The organism is Pseudomonas sp. W2Aug9, assembly GCF_023127755.1.
Taxonomy (GTDB): Bacteria; Pseudomonadota; Gammaproteobacteria; order Pseudomonadales; family Pseudomonadaceae; genus Aquipseudomonas; species Aquipseudomonas synxantha_A.
In genome coordinates this window covers 106,849-124,896 of the sequence record NZ_SPKL01000032.1, presented here as the reverse complement: position 1 = coordinate 124,896, position 18,048 = coordinate 106,849, and the positions used below count along the sequence as shown (strand labels likewise).

Below are 18,048 nucleotides of genomic sequence, written 5' to 3'. Positions count from 1 at the left end.
TCGAATCGCTGGCCATGGATGAAGGCGAGATCTTCAACATGTACCACGAGATTCCATCGGTCGCCAAAAAGGCAGCCTGGGGCCTGAAGTACACCCGCTCGATCTCCGATCCGAAGTTCGAAACCGGCACCGTCGAGACCGACAAGGAGCTGCTGCGTAACCTGGTCGCTTACTACTGCGTGCTGGAAGGCATCTTCTTCTATTGCGGCTTCACCCAGATTTTGTCCATGGGCCGCCGCAACAAGATGACCGGCGTGGCCGAGCAGTTCCAATACATCCTGCGCGACGAGTCGATGCACCTGAACTTCGGTATCGATGTGATCAACCAGATCAAAATCGAAAACCCGCATTTGTGGGATGCCGAGATGAAGGAAGAAGCGACCCAGATGATTCTGCAAGGGACTCAGTTGGAGATCGAGTACGCTCGCGACACCATGCCTCGCGGCGTGCTGGGCATGAACGCGGCGATGATGGAGGATTACCTCAAGTTCATCGCCAACCGTCGTTTGTCGCAGATTGGCTTGAAGGAAGAGTACCCAGGCACCACCAACCCGTTCCCGTGGATGAGCGAGATCATGGACTTGAAGAAAGAGAAAAACTTCTTCGAAACCCGCGTGATCGAGTATCAAACAGGTGGTGCGCTGAGCTGGGACTGACGTAACGCTGTAGGAGCGAGCAAGCTCGCTCCTACAGTCAACGGCTTCAGTTCGACACCTGCTCCAGGAAAATCAACTGCAACGGCTCGCTGAGCAAAGCATCCGCCGTGGCGGCAAAGTGCTGGAAGTACGGCGTGGCAAAATGCTCATCCAGTGCTGCCTGGCTCTTGAACGCCTCGCGCATATAGAACGTGCCGGGTTCATCGCGTCGCTCGAACAACACGTAATCCAGATTGCCAGGTTCGGCCCGCGTCGGTTCGATCAGGCTCAGCAAGCCAGTCTTGAGCGCGTGTTCTTGGCCAGGTTTGGCCTTGAGTACGGCGAGGGATACCAGAGGTTTGGGCATGGCGATGTCTCTTTGAGTGGGTGGGTTGGAACAGCCGGCAACAGCGGTGAACATCACGGCATACAGCCAGGGTTTGATCGGTGTTCTCATGGGTGTCGCTCGCAATGGATTGAAGCCATCGTTGCCCATTTGGCGACGCAGAAACACCGACTAAACACGCTTACACTTTCTTCAAAGGCTTGAAAATGCCGCACTCCATCAAGACCCCTTGCGTCGGCCTGTGCTCCACCGTCTACGGTGATCTGGTCTGTCGGGGCTGCAAGCGCTATCACCACGAGGTGATCCAGTGGAATGGCTATAACCCCGAGGAAAAACAGGCGGTGTGGCTGCGTCTGGAACAGCTACTGGTGCAGGTGATGGCCAGCAAGCTGGAAGTGTTCGACCCACACTGCCTGCGACAGCAGTTGGAGGCCCGCAAGATTCGCTTCATGCCGCACCAGTCGCCGTATTGCTGGGCATACCAGCTGATCGCGCGGGGTGCACGGGTGATTTCCAGGCTGGATGCCTATGGATTGGCATTGCTGCCGGAGTTTCGCGAGCGCCACCTGGCGGATTTGCGCGATGCGATAGATCGGGAATTCTTTCTGCTTTCAGAGGCGCATTACGAGCGCTATATCGCCCCTGGATTCCTCAAGGATGCCTTCGGGCCAGCCCTGATCGCCACAGTCTAATGTGGGAGGGGCGGTGCGACGCTTCGACTTGCCCCCTCCCACAATCAGCAGGTCCAGGGCGCATCCCGTTCTGGCTGCAACCCGTAGAGATGAATCGCCCGCTGACACACCGCCGGCGCCAAACTCCCCTGCTCCACCAATGCCGTCAACGCTGCCAGCACAATATGGTGCCGATCCACCTCAAAGAAATCACGCAACGCCGCCCGTGTATCACTGCGCCCAAACCCATCGGTGCCGAGCACGGTGTAGCCCGAATCCACGTACGAGCCAATCATCTGCGGCACTGCCCGCACATAATCGGACACGGCAATCACCGGCGCGCCTTTGGGCAAACAGTCATGCAAATGACTGACACGCTTGATGCCCTGCGGATGCAGGCGATTCCAGCGCTCCACCTCTCTCGCTTCCCGCGCCAGTTCACTGAAGCTGGTGACGCTGTACACCGCGCTTTGCACCTGCCAGTCGTCCATCAGCAACTGCGCCGCCGCCAGGGCCTCACGCACCAGCGTGCCGGAGCCGAGCAGGCGCACCTGCGCGTCCTGCGTACCCTGCAAGCGATACATGCCCTTGATGATCGCGCCTTCCACGCCTTCCGGCAGGCTGGGTTGCGCGTAGTTTTCGTTCATCAGCGTCACGTAGTAGAACTCGTCGACATCCTGCTCCAGCATCCGACGCATACCGTGGTCGAGGATCACCGCAAACTCACCGGCGAACGCCGGATCATAGGCGCGGCAATTGGGCACGGCGGCGGCAGCAAGGTGGCTGCTGCCGTCCTGATGCTGCAAACCTTCGCCGCCCAGGGTGGTGCGCCCGGCCGTGGCGCCGAGCAGGAAGCCCCGGGCACGCTGGTCGGCAGCTGCCCAGATAAGGTCGCCCACGCGCTGAAAACCGAACATCGAGTAATAGATATAGAAGGGCAACATGCGCAGGCCATGCACCGAGTAACTGGTCGCGGCGGCCACCCAGGAACTGATGGCGCTGGCTTCGCTGATGCCTTCTTCCAGGATCTGCCCGTCGGTGGCTTCGCGGTAACTGAGGATCGAGCCGATGTCTTCCGGCTCATAGTGCTGGCCGACACTGGAGTAGATGCCAATCTGCTTGAACAGGTTGGCCATGCCAAACGTACGCGCCTCGTCGGCAACGATGGGCACGATGCGCGGCCCCAATTGTCCGTCTTTGAGCAAGTGGGTGAGCATACGGACGAAGGCCATGGTGGTAGACATTTCCTTGCCTTCAGCGGCCGTGGCGAAACCCGCATAACCGCTCATGGACGGCACGCTGACACGCGCTGCGAGCTGGCTGCGGCTGGGCACGTAACCGCCCAGGGTGTTGCGGCGCTGGTGCAGGTAGCGTAACTCCAGGCTGTCATCGGCCGGCTTGAAAAAACTCAAGGACTCGACCTGCTCATCCGACAGCGGCAATTGGAAACGATTGCGAAAGGCAATCAGCGCCTGGCGATCAAGCTTCTTCTGTTGGTGAGTGGTCATCTTGCCCTGCCCGGCTTCGCCCATGCCAAAGCCCTTTTTGGTCTGAGCCAGGATCACCGTGGGTTTGCCCTTGGTCCGGAGGGCAGCGTGGTAAGCGGCGTGGATCTTGACCATGTCATGGCCGCCACGCTTGAGGCGGTCGATCTGCTCATCGCTCAGGCCCTCGACCAGCTTGGCCAGGGATTCACTCTGGCCAAAAAAATGCTCGCGATTATAGGCGCCATCCTTGGCGGCGAAGGTTTGGAACTGGCCATCCACGGTTTGCGAAAGGGTTCGGACCAATGAGCCGTCGGCGTCCTTGGCTAGCAACGCATCCCAGTCCGAGCCCCACACCAGTTTGATCACGTTCCAACCGGCGCCGCTGAACAATGCCTCCAACTCGTCGATGATGCGTCCATTACCGCGTACCGGGCCGTCGAGGCGTTGCAGGTTGCAGTTGACGACCCAGGTCAGGTTATCCAGGCCCTCGCGGGCGGCCAGGGTCAGAGCTGACATGCTTTCCGGTTCGTCCATTTCGCCGTCGCCGAACACGCCCCATACATGGCGGTCCGAGGTGTCCTGCAAGCTGCGGTGCTGCAGGTAACGCATAAAGCGCGCCTGGAAAATCGAGCTGATGGGGCCAATGCCCATGGAACCGGTGGGGAACTGCCAGAAGTCGGGCATCAACCATGGATGGGGATAGCTGGACAGCCCGCGAGCGCCTTCCTTCGGCCCACCGATTTCTTGGCGGTAGTGGGCCAGATCCTGTTCTGTGAGGCGCCCTTCAAGGTAGGCACGGGCATAAATACCGGGCGCCGAATGGGGCTGGTAGAACACCAGGTCACCGCCGGATTGCTCGCTGCGTGCGCGGAAAAAGTGGTTGAAGCCCACTTCGAACAAATCCGCGGCGCTGGCGTAACTGGCGATATGCCCGCCCAGTTCGCCATACGCCTGATTGGCGCGCACCACCATGGCCAGGGCATTCCAGCGCACCAGCGAGGCGAGGCGCTCTTCGGTGGCCAGGTCGCCGGGAAAAGCCGGCTGCTGCTTGACGCTGATGCTGTTGATATACGGTGTGCCGTGGCGGGGTTTCCAGTCGATGCCCGGCGCACCGCCTTCGCGGGCCAGCAGGTCTAGAATTTCGCGGGCCCGGGCGGGGCCGGCATTGGCCACCAGCGAGGCCAGGGCATCACGCCACTCATCCAGCTCCTGCTGATCCTGCGCCGTGTGATTGACTGCGTGGGCGAAACCGTTCATGGGCACCTCCGGACTTTTTTTCCAGTTTATGTCGGTGCTGAAGGATTTTTTGCCTGTTATCAGGCTCACCCAACAGAATTTTGAGCATGAATCACTGTAGATCGGCTTTATTCCAGCACGTTGTGCTCATGCACCCGCAAACCCGGCAATTGTGTTTAAAATGCCGCCCGCCCGATGACTGACGCACAACGATGAACCCAGACGCACTCGCTACCCTTCACGCCCACTTGCTGACCGCCCTGGCTGACGCACCGGTGGAAACCCGGCGCCTGTTCCATGGCCGTGGCCGTTGCTGGCCGGGCCTGGAACAACTGACGGTGGACTGGCTGCAAGGGGTGGTGCTGGTGGCGCTGTTCAAGGAAACCGAGCACCTGCAGGCCCTCAAGCAGACGCTACTGAACATCGACTGGGCGAGCTTTGGCGCGCACACAGTGGCGCTGCAACACCGCTACCTGCCGCAAAGCACCACCGAGTGGTTAGTGGGTGAGGCCATCGATGAGCTGACCATCACCGAGGGCGGCCTGCGGTACCTGATCGACCTGGGTAAAAAGCAGAACAGCGGGCTATTTCTGGACATGCGCTACGGGCGCAACTGGGTGCGCGAACAGGCCCAAGGCCAGCGCGTGCTGAATTTGTTTGCCTATACCTGCGGTTTTTCGGTGGCCGCCATCGAAGGCGGCGCCGACCATGTGGTGAACCTGGACATGGCCCGTGGCGCCCTCAGTCGTGGCCGCGACAACCATCGCCTGAACGGGCATGACCTGGGCAAAGTCACCTTCCTGGGCCACGACTTGTTCAAGTCCTGGGCCAAGGTCACCCACAGCGGCCCTTACGATCTGGTGATCATCGACCCGCCGTCGTTCCAGAAAGGCAGTTTCCTGCTGACCAAGGACTACCAGCGCGTGCTGCGCCGCCTGCCGGACTTGCTCACCGCCCAAGGTACGGTGCTGGCGTGTATGAATGACCCAGCCTTCGGCGAAGATTTCCTGATCGACGGTGTAACCCGCGAGGCACCGGGCCTGCGCTTCGTGCAGCGCCTGGACAACCCGCCGGAATTCCCCGACGTCGATCCGCAAAGTGGGTTGAAGGCCCTGGTGTTCCGTCAGGGTTGATGCCGAATCGTCCTACGCTTGCTACGCTTACGCAGACACCGGGCGGTGAACCTTATCCCCCTCTTCCCGGTCGATACCTGCATTCCCCGGCCAGACTCGACGGCGCTACGTTGTCGGCTGCCCCGTTTGACCTTTTGGAGAACCGCCCGTGATATCGACCCTGCATGTAGCCAGACTCAAAGCCTGGGGCGCCCACGGCTTTACTGCCACCGGAGTGGTACTGGCCTTCCTGGCCACCCTGGCGCTGCTGGAAAACTCCCCCAAGGCGTGCCTGCTGTGGCTGGGCCTGGCGCTGGTGGTGGATGGCGTCGATGGCTCGCTGGCACGACGGGTGAATGTCAGCACGGTATTGCCCAGCTTTGACGGCTCGGTCCTGGACCTGGTGATCGATTACCTCACCTATGTGTTCATCCCCGCACTGTTTATCTACCGCTATATCGACCTGCCGGAATTTACCCACCTGTTTACGGTGTCGGTGATTCTGGTGTCTTCGCTGTTCTGCTTTTGCAATGTGAACATGAAGAGCAAGGACAACTACTTCGTCGGCTTCCCCGCCGCCTGGAACGTGGTCGCCCTGTGCGTGTACATCATCCAGCCTGACGCCTGGGTCACCTTGCTGACCGTGATCGGCCTGGCCCTGCTGACCGTGACACCGATGAAGTTTTTGCACCCATTCCGGGTCAAGCGCTTCATGCCGATCAATATTGCGGTGACTACGATCTGGTTACTGTGCAGCTTCTTGATGGTGGTGGACTATCCCAACACCAACCCGTGGACGTTCGGATTGTGGTCGCTGATGTCGGCGTATTTCCTGGGCATTTGCATCTGGCGTACGGCGCTGGAGTGGCTGGGCGCGCACAAATGACCGAGCACGCTCGGTAAAAATGTGGGAGGGGGCTTGCCCCCGATAGCAGTGGGTCAGTGACCAATAAGCTGACTGACCCACCGCCATCGGGGGCAAGCCCCCTCCCACATTTGAGTCACATCGCAGTAAGATGCTGGCTTTCTGCGGCCCTCCAACAATAAGCCCTGCCCATGCCCTTCGAACTCAGCGTTGACCTCACCACCCTGGCCATCCTGGCCGTCGTTGCCTTTATCGCCGGTTTTATCGACGCCATCGCCGGCGGCGGCGGGCTGCTGACCACTCCGGCTCTGCTCACCGCCGGTATGCCGCCTCACCTGGTACTGGGCACCAACAAACTCAGCTCCACCTTCGGCTCGGCCACCGCCAGTTTCACCTTTTACCGGCGCAAGCTGTTCCACCCGCGCCAATGGGTGCACGCCATCGTCGGTACATTGATCGGCGCGCTGACCGGTGCGGTGGTCGCCCACTACCTGCCCGCCGAAACCCTGAACAAGATGCTGCCGGTGATCGTCTTTGCCTGCGGGGTGTACCTGTTGTTCGGCGGTACGCCAAAGGCGCCGGTGGATGCCGAAGCACCGATCAAGAAGAAATGGCAGGCCACCCAGGGCTTTGGCCTGGGCTTCTACGACGGCGTGGCCGGGCCTGGCACCGGTGCATTCTGGACCGTCAGCACGATGCTGCTGCACCCCATCGACCTGGTGAAGGCCAGCGGCGTCGCGCGCAGCATGAACTTCGTCAGCAACGCGGCGGCGCTGACGGTGTTTATCATCAATGGCTCGGTAGACTGGATCGTCGGGCTGGCGATGGGCGTGTCAGTGATGTGTGGCGCGTTCTTTGGCGCACGCAGCGCAATCAGCGGCGGCGCCAAATTCATTCGCCCGGTGTTTATCACCGTGGTGCTGGGCCTGACCGTACGCCTAGCCTGGCAGCACTGGTTCAGCATGGCCTAAGCGGCGGGCCACGTAGAGGTCGATCAGGTAACGTGCAATCGAACGTGACGCCGGCAACGGCGGCAGTTCGTGGATGTTGAACCACTGCGCATCCTCGATCTCGTCGGCCTGGGGCACGATGTCGCCACCGGCGTACTCGGCGTGGAAACCCAGCATCATCGAATGGGGGAACGGCCAGCACTGGCTGCCCATGTACTGGATATTCTTCACTTCTATCTGCACTTCCTCGCGCACTTCGCGGATCAGGCAGTCTTCGGCCGATTCGCCGGGTTCGGCAAAGCCGGCCAAGGTGCTGTAGACCCCTGTGACGAAACGTGGCGAGCGCGCCAGCAGGATCTCGTCGCCACGGGTCACCAGCACGATCATGCTCGGCGAAATCCGTGGGTAGCTGCGCAGGTCGCAAGGCGCGCAGTACATCGCCCGCTCCCGCGGGACCTGAACCATGGCCTGGCCGCAACTGCCGCAGAAACGATGCTCCCGCGCCCAGGTGCCGATCTGGGCGGCGTAGCCCAGCACTCTGTAGAGAGTGTGATCGCCCTGTAGCATGAAACCGCGCAGCCCCTGCCAACTGCACCCTGGCACATCGGCAGCACTGTCGAGTTCCAGCAAGTACACCGATTCACCATCGAGGTGGCCGATGCCGTGTTCAGCGAACACCGGCAGGTCCTGACGCTTAAGCCACTCCCGAGGGAACAGAGGGCCATTGGCGTCATGCAAAAAGCCCTCACGGCTGCGGGCGACGGCCCAGCCGCCGACGGCGTCGTTATCCAGCAGCGTTGTGGTAATCCAGCCTGGGGTCATATCAGTCAATCCACGAATTCGGGTTTCTGCTTGCTCATATGGGCCGCAATGGCCACGCGCAAGTCGTTGGATTGCAACATAGCCGAGTTCCAGGTGGCAACGTATTCCAGGCCGTCATTGACTGTGTGGTCACGCATGTAGCTGATCATGGCTTTGGTGCCGGTCACGGCGATTGGCGACTTGGCGGCGATTTCATGGGCGATTTCCATAACGCCGGCCAGCAGGCTGTCCTGATCGGCATACACGCGATTGACCAGGCCGATGCTGCGCGCTTCTTCAGCACCGAACTGGCGACCGGTGTAAGCCAACTCACGCAACATGCCGTCGCCGATGATGCGCGGCAGGCGTTGCAAAGTGCCTACGTCAGCGGCCATGCCGATGTCGATTTCCTTGATCGAGAACTGCGCGCCCTCGGCCGCGTAGCGCATGTCGCAGGCGCTGATCAGGTCAATGGCCCCGCCAATGCAGTAGCCCTGGATCGCGGCGAGTACCGGCTTGCGGCAATGGTCGACCGCATTGAACGAGGCTTGCAGCTCGAGGATCTTGCGCCGTAACAGGCGCGCATTACGCCCCACGTCCTTGCTGAACTCATTGGCTATCGAGGCCAGCATCATCAGGTCGATACCCGAAGAGAAATGCTTGCCCGCACCACTGAGCACCACGGCGCGCACGGCATCGGTGTCGTCGATCCATTGGAAGATGTCGATGATTTCGGTCCAGAACGCCGCGTTCATGGCGTTGATCTTTTCCGGGCGATTGATCTGCACATGGGCAACGTTGCCGCTCAGTTCGACGACGAAGGCTTGGTATTCGGACATGGCAGTGATCCCTGACTGGCGATTGAGGAAAGCCAGACTATATCAAGGGTGCGCCACGGCGCATCGGCCAAAAGCGGGACTGGCCACGGTGAGGGAAAAGACGCTGGATAAAACCCGGTGCACACGCCATCCTTTGCGCTTTAAGCCGCCCCTGTCAGCGGCGCTCGACGTTTTAAGGATATGCCATGCACGCCCAACCCCTCTCCCCCGCCGATTTCGACTTCATTGAGGCCACCTTGCTCAAATACGGTGAAGACCACTCGGTGCTGAACATGGCCGAACTCGACGGTTATTTCACCGCCCTGGTTTCCAGCCCGGCCAAGGTGGACGTGGCCGAGTGGTTCCCGGCGATCTGGGGTGGGCAAAACCCTGAATGGGACAACATGGACGAGGCCCAGGATTTTCTCGAACTGTGTGTACGCCATATGAATACCCTGGCTGCTCGATTGGCCACCGACTCCCAGGCATTCAAAGCCCGTTTCGATGAAACCGAACATCAAGACCAGGCAGTGACGCTGGCTGAAGAATGGTGTTTTGGTTATGTGCGGGGTGTGACGATCGGCAACTGGCCGCCATTGCCCGCCGAACAAGCCGGGCAACTGGAAAAAATCACCGCGTGCGCCGAGCAGGACAATTTCGAACTTCCGGCGGACCTGGATATAAACGCCCATCAACAGCAGGTCAGCGAAATCGAACCGGCTGCGCGGGTGCTGCATGACTACTGGTTGAGCCAGCGTTAAGCCGGGCTTGCTGGCCCCGTCCCACATTTGAATCGGAGCACATTCCAGAAAATTCACGCAGATCACTTGCTCACTCGACAAGCATGGCGTGTTTGCCTGATTATTCGGGTCCGCACGTCGGCCACTCCACGCCACCTCGCCTTGACCAGGAGCCTTGTACCTTGAGTTCGCAAAAAACCGTGACCGTTACACCGCCCAACTTTCCTCTCAATGGCAAGGTCGCGCCCCCCGGCTCCAAATCCATCACCAACCGCGCCCTGTTGCTGGCGGCATTGGCCAAGGGCACCAGCCGTTTGAGCGGTGCGTTGAAAAGCGATGACACTCGCCATATGTCAGTCGCCCTGCGTCAGATGGGTGTGAGTATCGATGAGCCAGACGACACCACGTTTGTCGTCACCAGCCAAGGCTCGCTGCAATTGCCTCCCCAACCACTGTTCCTCGGTAACGCCGGGACTGCCATGCGCTTTCTCACCGCCGCCGTGGCCACCGTGCAAGGCAGCGTGGTGCTGGACGGCGATGAATACATGCAAAAGCGCCCGATTGGCCCGCTGCTGACCGCCCTCGGCCAAAACGGAATTCAGGTCGACAGTCCCACTGGCTGCCCGCCCGTGACCGTGCATGGCACAGGCAAGGTACAAGCCAGGCGCTTTGAGATCGATGGCGGCTTGTCCAGCCAGTATGTATCGGCCCTGCTGATGCTCGCGGCCTGTGGTGAGGCGCCGATTGAAGTGGCGTTGACCGGCAAAGACATCGGCGCCCGTGGCTACGTAGACCTGACCCTGGATTGCATGCGCGCCTTTGGCGCCCAGGTTGAAGCCGTGGACGATACCACCTGGCGCGTCGCCCCGACCGGCTACACCGCCCAGGATTACCTGATCGAACCCGACGCCTCGGCCGCTACCTACCTGTGGGCCGCCGAAGTGCTGACCGCTGGCCGTATCGACATCGGTGTCGCAGCCCGGGATTTCACCCAGCCGGACGCCCAGGCCCAGGCTGTGATCGCCCAGTTCCCGAACATGCAAGCCACGGTGGTCGGTTCGCAAATGCAGGACGCAATCCCGACCCTGGCCGTGCTCGCCGCTTTCAACAACACCCCGGTGCGTTTTACTGAACTGGCGAACCTGCGCGTCAAGGAATGTGACCGTGTACAGGCACTGCACGACGGCCTCAATGAGATCCGCCCAGGCCTGGCGAGCATTGAGGGCGACGACCTGCTGGTGGCGAGCGACCCAGCCCTGGCCGGCACCGCGTGCACGGCGCTGATCGACACCCACGCCGACCACCGCATCGCCATGTGCTTTGCCCTGGCCGGGCTGAAAGTTTCGGGGATTCGCATCCAGGACCCGGACTGCGTGGCCAAGACCTACCCTGAGTACTGGAAAGCCTTGGGCAGCCTGGGCGTTCAATTGACCTACTGACACGCCGATCGTGAAACTTCGCCGGGAGCGTCAATGACCATTCGCCAACCCTGCCCTCCCGGCGCCTGTGTGTGCGAGCGTGAACAACTGCTGGAGGCGCCCGGCGCGGACCTGCGCATCCTCCAGTTGACGCGACAGCAGGAAAAAATCCTGCTCGAACGCCTTGAAAACCTCAAGAGTCTGCAAGACCTTGAACACATGCAGCAGCGGATGTACGAGCAACTGGGCATCCGCGTGCACATTGCGCCTGGGCATACCGAGGTCAAGAGTATGCGCGGGATCCAGATCGTTATCGACGAGTTGCCGGGCATGTGCCGCAAGACTCGTCAATCGATCCCGGCGTCGATCCGCCGCGGCCTGGAAAAACGCCCCGAGATTGCCTACCGCTTGCTCGATGCCCACGACCTGTTTCGCGACACCTGAATCACCCCGCGACTGTCTCGCGCTGGAACATCCCCTGCCCCACAGCTTTGGCCGTGTGCAAGTGCGCCTGGGCGCCCCCGCTCTCCGAATCCAGCAGCAGCTTGGACGTCAGCACCTGCGCCCCGCAGTAATCAAAGATGCCGTAATCGATCTGGGTGTGCATGGCCTTGGCATAGCCGTGCCGATCGAAAGCGCTGTCATCCGCGCCCCCGAGGGCCAGCAGGTGCACCTGCAAGTGGCGCAGTTTTTTCACGACGGGTGTGTCGGGGCCATAATCAATCGCCCAGCCGTTGACGAACACGCGGTCGACCCAGCCTTTGAGCAACGCCGGCATCGACCACCAGTAGATCGGGAAAGCCACCACCAGCGCGTCGGCGCGCTCGATACGCGCCTGTTCGGCCAGCACATCGGCCGGCGGAGTTGCATGAGCGCGGTGCACCTGATGGTCGGCGGCGGTGTAGCGTGGATCGAACCCTTCGGCGGCAAGGTCGGCGATTTCGAAGGTGTGGCCGGCGGCGGTCAAACCGGCGCCTACCTGAGCCGCTACGCTATGGGTGAGCGATTTCCGGTCGTGATGAGCAACTACGATCAAGGCGTGCATGACTTTAACTCCTGACAGGATTAAGCTACGTTTAGTAAGTTACGCCCCCTTAAGTTACTTTTGGTATATAAGCATGTCAAGCAGTGAATCCCCTGCCCCACGTCGGCGCTTGTCCCGTGAAGATCGCCAGCGCCAATTACTCGATGTGGCGTGGCAATTGGTGCGCGAGGAAGGCACCGACGCCCTGACCCTGGGCCGCCTGGCGGAGCTGGCAGGTGTGACCAAGCCGGTGGTCTACGACCACTTCACCACGCGTGCGGGATTGCTGGCTGCTTTGTATGCCGATTTCGATGCGCGCCAGGACCAGGTCTTTACCGAGGCCATCGACACCAGTAAGGCGACGCTAGAGGACCGGTCATGGGTGATCGCTTCGGCGTATGTCGATTGCGTGCTGTTGCAGGGCCGGGAAATCCCCGGAGTGATTGCCGCGCTGAGCGGCTCGCCGGAGCTGGCGGTGCTCAAGCGCGAATATGAGGCGATCTTCCTGGAAAAGTGCTCCAACGCACTGTCACCGTTCGCCTCGGGCGGCGGTGTTTCCAAGGCCGGCTTGCGCGCTATGCTCGGTGCGGCGGAAGCCCTGTCTCATGCGGCAGCCAATGGCGAGATCAGCCGTGAGGAGGCCCAGCAGGAATTGCTGGCGACCATCCTGGGGATGGTCCAGCGGGTCAAATCGTAGGAAACCGCTGCTGGATGTACAGCTGCACCTTGCGCGTCAACTGATCCAGATGCCGGTCACGCTGTTTTTCAGCGTCGACCATGGCGCGCTTGCCGTGCTTTTGCAGCAGGTAGGTATGAATCTGGCGCACTTCCAGCGAACGATAGATCGCTGCCACATCCAACACCCCCATCAAGCCATCGGTGCCGTAGTCCCGGGTGTTCATCAGCACTTGGGTGCCACGTGCGCCGCGCACCTGAAACCCCATGGCCTCGAATGCTGGCACCTTCTCCACCGCACAGGCCAGTTCGGCGTGGGGATAGCGCGCCAGCACATCGCCTAGCATTAGCTTCGCCACGCCTTGGCGACGAAAGCCGGCCTGCACCGCCATAAAGGCAATGCCGCAGGCTTGAGGGTCGTTCTTGACCGGCAGATACAGGCAAAAACCGACAACGGTTTCGTCCTGCATCGCCACGACCAGCTCGACGGCGATGCCCTTCTCGCCATTCAACGCCTCAAGGTACAAGTGCACCTCAAACCCGATGGCGTACTGGTAGATGTTGTAGAGCAAGTTACTTGGCGCCAGCGCGACACTGCTGATGTCGGTGAGGTTGTCCACCACCATCTGCAGGATCTGGCTATTGACCGATTCGGGGCACGGCGTGGTGTAACGGGTAAGGCTGAACATGCAAATTCCTGGAGTTTCGCGTCAAGGCAGCGGCGATTGTACCTGTTGTAGGCCGCTCATGGCCCGCACAGTGAACGCAGGTAACGGGCCTTGCCGCCTATCTTGCTGCACTGATCGTGTTGCACACATATTGACAAGCTAAATTCGTAACGACTATTGTCTGACAACCTGATTACCAAGGTTTCATCATGCTTGAGCTCCAGCGCCCCGACTCGCTTGTCGTACGGGTTGTCAGCGCCATTCGCGCAGAAATCGAATCCGGCCAACTGGCTCCGGAGTCGCGCCTGCCTACCGAACAGCAATTGGCTGAACAGCTCAACGTCAGCCGCTCTGTGGTGCGCGAGGCCATTGCCCAGCTCAAGGCCGACGGTGTTCTCACCGCCCGCCGGGGGTTGGGGTCGTTCATTTCGCAGACCCCGGCCGGCACGGTGTTCCGTTTCCCGCAGCAAAATGGGCGACGGCCTGACCTGGCGCAGATGTTCGAAGTGCGCCTGTGGATCGAAACCCAAGCCGCCTCGATTGCCGCCCAGCGCCGTGACGCCGCCGACCTGCAACGCATGGAAAGCGCCTTGCAGGCCATGCAGGACCATCGCGACGAATTTGAAGCCGCAGCCCTGGCCGATGTGGAATTCCACCGCGCCATTGCCGACGCCAGCAAGAATGACTACTTCGTGGCCTTCCATGACTTCCTCAGAAGCCAGCTGGCGAGCGCACGCAAGACCGCCTGGGAAAACTCTGCCTCGCGCTTCGCCACCGGCTCGGCCGATGCGACCCAGGAACACCAGCAGCTCTATCAGGCCATCGCCGACGGTGATGCCCAACGCGCCGCTGCCAGTGCAGAGGCCCATCTGCGTGCATCCGCACGGCGCTTGCAACTGGAACTGCCTCCCATCAACTGATCGACTTTTTAAAGCGTGTCCCCGGACACGCCATTTTTTTAACAAAAACATTAGTCTGACAACCTGATAAGCAGACCAAAATGTCTAACCTTAGGTACTCCCAGCAATGATTCACGACTTTTGCATTATCGGCGGCGGCATCGTCGGCCTCGCCACTGCCATGGAACTGCTCAAGCGCCAACCCGGCGCATCACTGGTGATCCTGGAAAAGGAGCCGGTGCTGGCCAAGCACCAGACCGGCCACAACAGCGGCGTGATCCACGCCGGCATTTACTACGCCCCCGGCAGCCTCAAGGCCGACCTGTGCAAGCGCGGTGCCGAAGCCACCAAGCAGTTCTGCCGCGAACACGGGATCAAGTTCGAGGTGTGCGGCAAGCTGCTGGTGGCCTCCAGCCCCCTGGAAATGCAACGCATGGAAGCCCTGCACGCCCGCGCCCAGCTCAACGGTATGCAGGTCGAGCGCCTGGATGCCGAGCAACTGCGCGAGCGTGAACCAAACATCGTCGGCCTGGGCGGCTTGTTTCTCGATGCCACCGGCATTGTCGATTACCGCCAGGTGTGCGAGACCATGGCCCAGGTGATTCGCCGCAACGACGGGCAGATCTGCCTGGAACGCACGGTCACTGCGATCCACGAAGACACCGATAAAGTCACGGTCCATACCCAGGGCGAAACCTGGCAGGCGCGGCACCTGGTGGTGTGCGCCGGTTTGCAATCGGACCGCCTGGCTCGCCTGGCCGGGATCAGTATCGACCATCAGATCATCCCGTTTCGCGGCGAGTACTTCCGCTTGCCGGCGGCAAAGAACAACATCGTCAACCACCTGATCTACCCGATCCCCGACCCGCAGTTGCCGTTTCTCGGCGTGCACCTGACACGCATGATCGACGGCAGTGTCACCGTCGGCCCGAATGCCGTGCTGGGCCTGGGCCGCGAGAACTACCGCAAGTTCTCGGTGAACTGGCGCGATGTGGCGCAATACGCCAGCTTCCCGGGTTTCTGGAAAACCCTCTGGCAGAACCTCGGCTCCGGCACCACCGAGATGAAAAACTCTTTGTTCAAGTCCGGCTACCTGGAGCAGTGCCGCAAGTACTGCCCTTCTCTGACCCTCGACGACTTGCTGCCCTACGAGGCCGGTATCCGTGCCCAGGCAGTCATGCGCGACGGCAGCCTGGTACACGATTTCCTGTTCGCCCAAACCCCGCGAATGCTCCACGTGTGCAACGCACCTTCACCGGCCGCCACCTCGGCCATGCCCATCGGCGCGATGATCGCCGACCGTCTGTTCCAGCCTCAGTAATACCCGTACTGCCCGTTCACCCAAAAATAACTACAAAGACCAGAAGGAAATCCAGCATGTCGGCATCCGCCTCCATCCCCGGCACCGAAACGCCCGAACAAACCCGCAAGCGCCTGCGCAAAGTGGCCGCCGCCACCATCTTTGGCTCGATGCTGGAGTGGTACGACTTTTACCTGTACGCCACCATGGCGGCCATTGTGTTTTCGAAGATCTTCTTCGATAACAGCGACCCGAAAACGGCCACGCTGATGGCCTTTTCCACCTTTGCCATCGGCTTTATCGCCCGCCCTTTCGGCGGCATTCTGTTCGGCTACCTGGGTGACAAGTTCGGACGCAAGCAGGTGCTGGTGCTGACCTTCTGCCTGATGGGCGTGTGCACCACGCTGATCGGCCTGATCCCCAGCTATGCCTCCATTGGTATCTGGGCGCCGATCCTGCTGGTGTTCATCCGCATCATCCAGGGGCTGGGCGCGGGTGCTGAACTGTCGGGCGCCGCGGTAACTTCCTACGAACACGCCTCCCATGGCAAGCGCGGCAGCCAAGGTGCCTGGCCGGCACTGGGGCTGAACCTGGGCCTGTTGCTGTCCTCACTGACCATTTACCTGCTGACCATCAACGGTAACGAGTTCTTGCTGGCCGGCGGTTGGCGCATCCCGTTTATCTGCAGCATCGTGCTGGTGGGCGTGGGTCTGTGGGTGCGTAACAGCATTCCGGAAACCCCGCAGTTCGAGGAACTGAGCAAGGAAAAAGCCAAGGCCAAGCCGTCGCCCCTTAAAGCGTTGTTCAAGAACGACCTCAAGGGCCTCGCCGTGGTGTTCTTTGTCGCGATTGGCTACAACGCCCTGAGCTATATCTTCAAGACCTTCTCCCTGGCGTACCTGACCCAATTCAAAGGTGTGGATGTACACGTCACCTCCCTGTCGGTGACCATCGCCAGCCTGGTGGCCATCGTGGCCGTGCCTTGCTTTGGCTGGCTGTGCGACAAGTGGAGCAGCAAGATTGTGTTGATGCTCGGCGGTCTGTGCTCGCTGCTGTTCGCCTACCCGTTCCTGGCCCTGCTCAACAGTGGTGAAAGCCTGATGATCTATCTGGCCATCGGTGTGGGCACCGGTATCCTTGCGCCGATGATGTTTGCGCCCCAGGGCTCGTTCCTGAGCCGGCAATTCCCGACCCAGACGCGCTCATCGGGCTTCGGCACCGGGCGCGAAATCGGCACCGCGATTGCCGGTGGCCTGGCACCGCTGGGCGCGCTGTCGATGGTGGCGGCCTCGGCCACTCATTCCACCGATGGCGTGGTGGTTATCCTCGCGATTTCCGCCCTGCTGGTGGTGGTGTTCGCCCTCTGCGATCAGGGTGCAAAACACTCGACATTCAAGAACTGAAGAAAAAAGTTCGGACCAACGGGTGCATGGATGCACCTGGATCGCGCATCATGGGCACTTTCAAGCTCAAGGGTAACGTCCATGCGCGTTCTGTCATTGATGATGGGTCTTACGACGCTGGCCGCCACTACGGTGTTCTGCGCCAGCGCGATGGCGAATGAAGAAAGTCAGTTAGTCCAACAGATCAACCAATACCGCAGCCAGGTGCAACGCTGCGGTGACCAGGGTTCACAGGAACTGCCACCGCTGACCAGCGACACACGGCTGGTGCTGCCGGCCTCCAATGTCGGCGACTTGCAGCAGTCGCTGGCGCGGGCTGCGTACCCTATGGTCAACGTGCAGGCCATCAGCCTGTCCGGGCCCAAGGATGCCGACGCCGCCATGAAAGCAGTGCGCGAAAGCTTCTGCCGGGTCGTACTGGACCCGCAATATGTCGACATCGGCGTCAGCAACAGCGGCCAGGATTGGCGCATCGTGCTGGCCCGCCCGCTGCTGACCAGTGGCCTGGGCGACTGGCAGACCGAAGGCAAGCAACTGCTGAACCTGGTCAACGCTGCGCGCGCCGAACCACATCAATGCGGCACCCAGGCGTTCAGCGCGACCACGCCGCTGTCGTGGAACGACACCCTGGCCAGCGCGGCCAACAGCCACACGCGCAACATGGCCAACGGCAACTTCTTCGACCACCTGGACCACGACGGTCGTACTCCCGGTGACCGCGCCGAACTGGCCGGGTATATCGCGAAGAACATCGGCGAAAATATCGCCGCCGGCCTCGATACCCCTCGCAAGGTCGTGGACGGTTGGCTCGCCAGCCCCGGCCATTGCGCCAACCTGATGAACCCGCAATTTCGCGAATTGGGCGCGGCCTACGCGATGGACCCAAAAAGCGATGCGGGCATCTATTGGACAGGTGTATTCGCCGCTCAATAACCTGGATATTCGCGCTGAACTGGGAGCAGTCATTCAGGTCTGTTGCTTGGCAACCTGAGGTTTCAGG

19 protein-coding genes are annotated in these 18,048 nt (G+C 60.8%); 13 read left to right on the top strand and 6 right to left on the bottom strand.

Features of this window, described 5'->3' with window-relative positions; genetic code table 11:
- Window positions 1-656, top strand: a 656-nt coding sequence (locus E3O56_RS20330) for a ribonucleotide-diphosphate reductase subunit beta (protein WP_122810627.1), incomplete at its 5' end; no start/stop codon positions are given.
- Between the two features lie 46 nt (window positions 657-702).
- Here the strand turns inward: E3O56_RS20330 and E3O56_RS20325 are convergent.
- A complete protein-coding gene (locus E3O56_RS20325) occupies window positions 703-1,002 on the bottom strand; it encodes a putative quinol monooxygenase (RefSeq protein ID WP_032875681.1) in 300 nt (99 codons plus the stop codon).
- Window positions 1,003-1,187: 185 nt separating this feature from the next.
- On the opposite strand from E3O56_RS20325, the gene E3O56_RS20320 reads away from it, so the two are divergent.
- Window positions 1,188-1,673: a DUF1289 domain-containing protein gene (locus E3O56_RS20320; protein ID WP_032875684.1), complete on the top strand. Its 486-nt coding sequence runs from the start codon at window positions 1,188-1,190 to the stop codon at window positions 1,671-1,673.
- 44 nt (window positions 1,674-1,717) lie between these two features.
- On the opposite strand, the gene mdeB is transcribed toward E3O56_RS20320, so the two are convergent.
- Window positions 1,718-4,396 carry an alpha-ketoglutarate dehydrogenase gene (mdeB, locus tag E3O56_RS20315; protein ID WP_248128894.1) on the bottom strand — a complete coding sequence of 893 codons (2,679 nt, stop codon included), beginning with the start codon at window positions 4,394-4,396 and terminating at the stop codon, window positions 1,718-1,720.
- A gap of 191 nt (window positions 4,397-4,587) precedes the next feature.
- Here mdeB and E3O56_RS20310 point away from each other — a divergent pair, with 191 nt between their 5' ends.
- The 3 genes from E3O56_RS20310 (at window position 4,588) to E3O56_RS20300 (ending at window position 7,323) form a co-directional block, all read left to right on the top strand.
- Window positions 4,588-5,508, top strand: a complete 921-nt coding sequence (locus E3O56_RS20310) for a class I SAM-dependent methyltransferase (protein ID WP_032875690.1) — start codon at window positions 4,588-4,590, stop codon at window positions 5,506-5,508.
- A 148-nt stretch (window positions 5,509-5,656) separates the two neighbouring features.
- A complete protein-coding gene (gene pcsA / locus E3O56_RS20305; protein WP_032875693.1) occupies window positions 5,657-6,373 on the top strand; it encodes a phosphatidylcholine synthase in 717 nt (238 codons plus the stop codon).
- Window positions 6,374-6,543: 170 nt separating this feature from the next.
- On the top strand, window positions 6,544-7,323 hold the full coding sequence (locus tag E3O56_RS20300) for a TSUP family transporter (protein WP_248128893.1): 780 nt from the start codon (window positions 6,544-6,546) through the stop codon (window positions 7,321-7,323).
- Here E3O56_RS20300 and nudC read toward each other — a convergent pair.
- Both nudC and E3O56_RS20290 read right to left on the bottom strand, forming a co-directional pair.
- Complete coding sequence (nudC, locus tag E3O56_RS20295) at window positions 7,291-8,124, bottom strand: NAD(+) diphosphatase (RefSeq protein WP_248128892.1); 834 nt, start codon at window positions 8,122-8,124, stop codon at window positions 7,291-7,293. The genes E3O56_RS20300 and nudC overlap by 33 nt on opposite strands.
- A gap of 5 nt (window positions 8,125-8,129) precedes the next feature.
- Window positions 8,130-8,942, bottom strand: coding sequence for a crotonase/enoyl-CoA hydratase family protein (locus E3O56_RS20290; protein WP_032875698.1), 813 nt, complete (start codon window positions 8,940-8,942; stop codon window positions 8,130-8,132).
- A 185-nt stretch (window positions 8,943-9,127) separates the two neighbouring features.
- On the opposite strand from E3O56_RS20290, the gene E3O56_RS20285 reads away from it, so the two are divergent.
- The 3 genes from E3O56_RS20285 (at window position 9,128) to E3O56_RS20275 (ending at window position 11,523) form a co-directional block, all read left to right on the top strand.
- Window positions 9,128-9,682, top strand: a complete 555-nt coding sequence (locus E3O56_RS20285; protein WP_248128891.1) for a UPF0149 family protein — start codon at window positions 9,128-9,130, stop codon at window positions 9,680-9,682.
- A gap of 161 nt (window positions 9,683-9,843) precedes the next feature.
- Complete coding sequence (aroA, locus tag E3O56_RS20280) at window positions 9,844-11,100, top strand: 3-phosphoshikimate 1-carboxyvinyltransferase (RefSeq protein ID WP_248128890.1); 1,257 nt, start codon at window positions 9,844-9,846, stop codon at window positions 11,098-11,100.
- Window positions 11,101-11,133: 33 nt separating this feature from the next.
- Window positions 11,134-11,523, top strand: coding sequence for a hypothetical protein (locus E3O56_RS20275; RefSeq protein ID WP_005788540.1), 390 nt, complete (start codon window positions 11,134-11,136; stop codon window positions 11,521-11,523).
- A 1-nt stretch (window position 11,524) separates the two neighbouring features.
- Here the strand turns inward: E3O56_RS20275 and E3O56_RS20270 are convergent, their stop codons facing one another.
- Window positions 11,525-12,124: an NAD(P)H-dependent oxidoreductase gene (locus tag E3O56_RS20270; protein WP_005788541.1), complete on the bottom strand. Its 600-nt coding sequence runs from the start codon at window positions 12,122-12,124 to the stop codon at window positions 11,525-11,527.
- A 73-nt stretch (window positions 12,125-12,197) separates the two neighbouring features.
- Here E3O56_RS20270 and E3O56_RS20265 point away from each other — a divergent pair, with 73 nt between their 5' ends.
- On the top strand, window positions 12,198-12,800 hold the full coding sequence (locus tag E3O56_RS20265) for a TetR/AcrR family transcriptional regulator (protein ID WP_248128889.1): 603 nt from the start codon (window positions 12,198-12,200) through the stop codon (window positions 12,798-12,800).
- Here the strand turns inward: E3O56_RS20265 and E3O56_RS20260 are convergent.
- Window positions 12,790-13,467, bottom strand: a complete 678-nt coding sequence (locus tag E3O56_RS20260; RefSeq protein ID WP_103734275.1) for a GNAT family N-acetyltransferase — start codon at window positions 13,465-13,467, stop codon at window positions 12,790-12,792. The two genes, E3O56_RS20265 and E3O56_RS20260, sit on opposite strands and share 11 nt — an antisense overlap.
- Window positions 13,468-13,655: 188 nt before the next feature.
- On the opposite strand from E3O56_RS20260, the gene E3O56_RS20255 reads away from it, so the two are divergent.
- From E3O56_RS20255 to E3O56_RS20240, 4 genes are all read left to right on the top strand, one after another.
- The gene (locus tag E3O56_RS20255) at window positions 13,656-14,366 is read left to right on the top strand and encodes a FadR/GntR family transcriptional regulator (RefSeq protein WP_248128888.1); all 711 of its coding nucleotides are present in this window, start codon (window positions 13,656-13,658) and stop codon (window positions 14,364-14,366) included.
- A 106-nt stretch (window positions 14,367-14,472) separates the two neighbouring features.
- Entirely contained in the window at window positions 14,473-15,666 is a 1,194-nt protein-coding gene (gene lhgO / locus E3O56_RS20250) for an L-2-hydroxyglutarate oxidase (RefSeq protein WP_032875718.1), read from the top strand.
- A gap of 56 nt (window positions 15,667-15,722) precedes the next feature.
- Window positions 15,723-17,048: an MFS transporter gene (locus E3O56_RS20245; protein ID WP_032875721.1), complete on the top strand. Its 1,326-nt coding sequence runs from the start codon at window positions 15,723-15,725 to the stop codon at window positions 17,046-17,048.
- Between the two features lie 81 nt (window positions 17,049-17,129).
- The gene (locus E3O56_RS20240) at window positions 17,130-17,981 is read left to right on the top strand and encodes a CAP domain-containing protein (RefSeq protein ID WP_005788547.1); all 852 of its coding nucleotides are present in this window, start codon (window positions 17,130-17,132) and stop codon (window positions 17,979-17,981) included.
- Window positions 17,982-18,048: the final 67 nt, after the last annotated feature.

What these genes read in the sequence shown, in the direction of transcription:
- E3O56_RS20325 (WP_032875681.1), bottom strand. Translation starts at nt 1,002, where the DNA reads ATGCCCAAACCTCTGGTATCCCTCGCCGTACTCAAGGCCAAACCTGGC.
- E3O56_RS20320 (WP_032875684.1), top strand. Translation starts at nt 1,188, where the DNA reads ATGCCGCACTCCATCAAGACCCCTTGCGTCGGCCTGTGCTCCACCGTC.
- mdeB (WP_248128894.1), bottom strand. Translation starts at nt 4,396, where the DNA reads ATGAACGGTTTCGCCCACGCAGTCAATCACACGGCGCAGGATCAGCAG.
- E3O56_RS20310 (WP_032875690.1), top strand. Translation starts at nt 4,588, where the DNA reads ATGAACCCAGACGCACTCGCTACCCTTCACGCCCACTTGCTGACCGCC.
- E3O56_RS20300 (WP_248128893.1), top strand. Translation starts at nt 6,544, where the DNA reads ATGCCCTTCGAACTCAGCGTTGACCTCACCACCCTGGCCATCCTGGCC.
- nudC (WP_248128892.1), bottom strand. Translation starts at nt 8,124, where the DNA reads ATGACCCCAGGCTGGATTACCACAACGCTGCTGGATAACGACGCCGTC.
- E3O56_RS20290 (WP_032875698.1), bottom strand. Translation starts at nt 8,942, where the DNA reads ATGTCCGAATACCAAGCCTTCGTCGTCGAACTGAGCGGCAACGTTGCC.
- E3O56_RS20285 (WP_248128891.1), top strand. Translation starts at nt 9,128, where the DNA reads ATGCACGCCCAACCCCTCTCCCCCGCCGATTTCGACTTCATTGAGGCC.
- E3O56_RS20275 (WP_005788540.1), top strand. Translation starts at nt 11,134, where the DNA reads ATGACCATTCGCCAACCCTGCCCTCCCGGCGCCTGTGTGTGCGAGCGT.
- E3O56_RS20270 (WP_005788541.1), bottom strand. Translation starts at nt 12,124, where the DNA reads ATGCACGCCTTGATCGTAGTTGCTCATCACGACCGGAAATCGCTCACC.
- E3O56_RS20265 (WP_248128889.1), top strand. Translation starts at nt 12,198, where the DNA reads ATGTCAAGCAGTGAATCCCCTGCCCCACGTCGGCGCTTGTCCCGTGAA.
- E3O56_RS20260 (WP_103734275.1), bottom strand. Translation starts at nt 13,467, where the DNA reads ATGTTCAGCCTTACCCGTTACACCACGCCGTGCCCCGAATCGGTCAAT.
- E3O56_RS20255 (WP_248128888.1), top strand. Translation starts at nt 13,656, where the DNA reads ATGCTTGAGCTCCAGCGCCCCGACTCGCTTGTCGTACGGGTTGTCAGC.
- lhgO (WP_032875718.1), top strand. Translation starts at nt 14,473, where the DNA reads ATGATTCACGACTTTTGCATTATCGGCGGCGGCATCGTCGGCCTCGCC.
- E3O56_RS20245 (WP_032875721.1), top strand. Translation starts at nt 15,723, where the DNA reads ATGTCGGCATCCGCCTCCATCCCCGGCACCGAAACGCCCGAACAAACC.
- E3O56_RS20240 (WP_005788547.1), top strand. Translation starts at nt 17,130, where the DNA reads ATGCGCGTTCTGTCATTGATGATGGGTCTTACGACGCTGGCCGCCACT.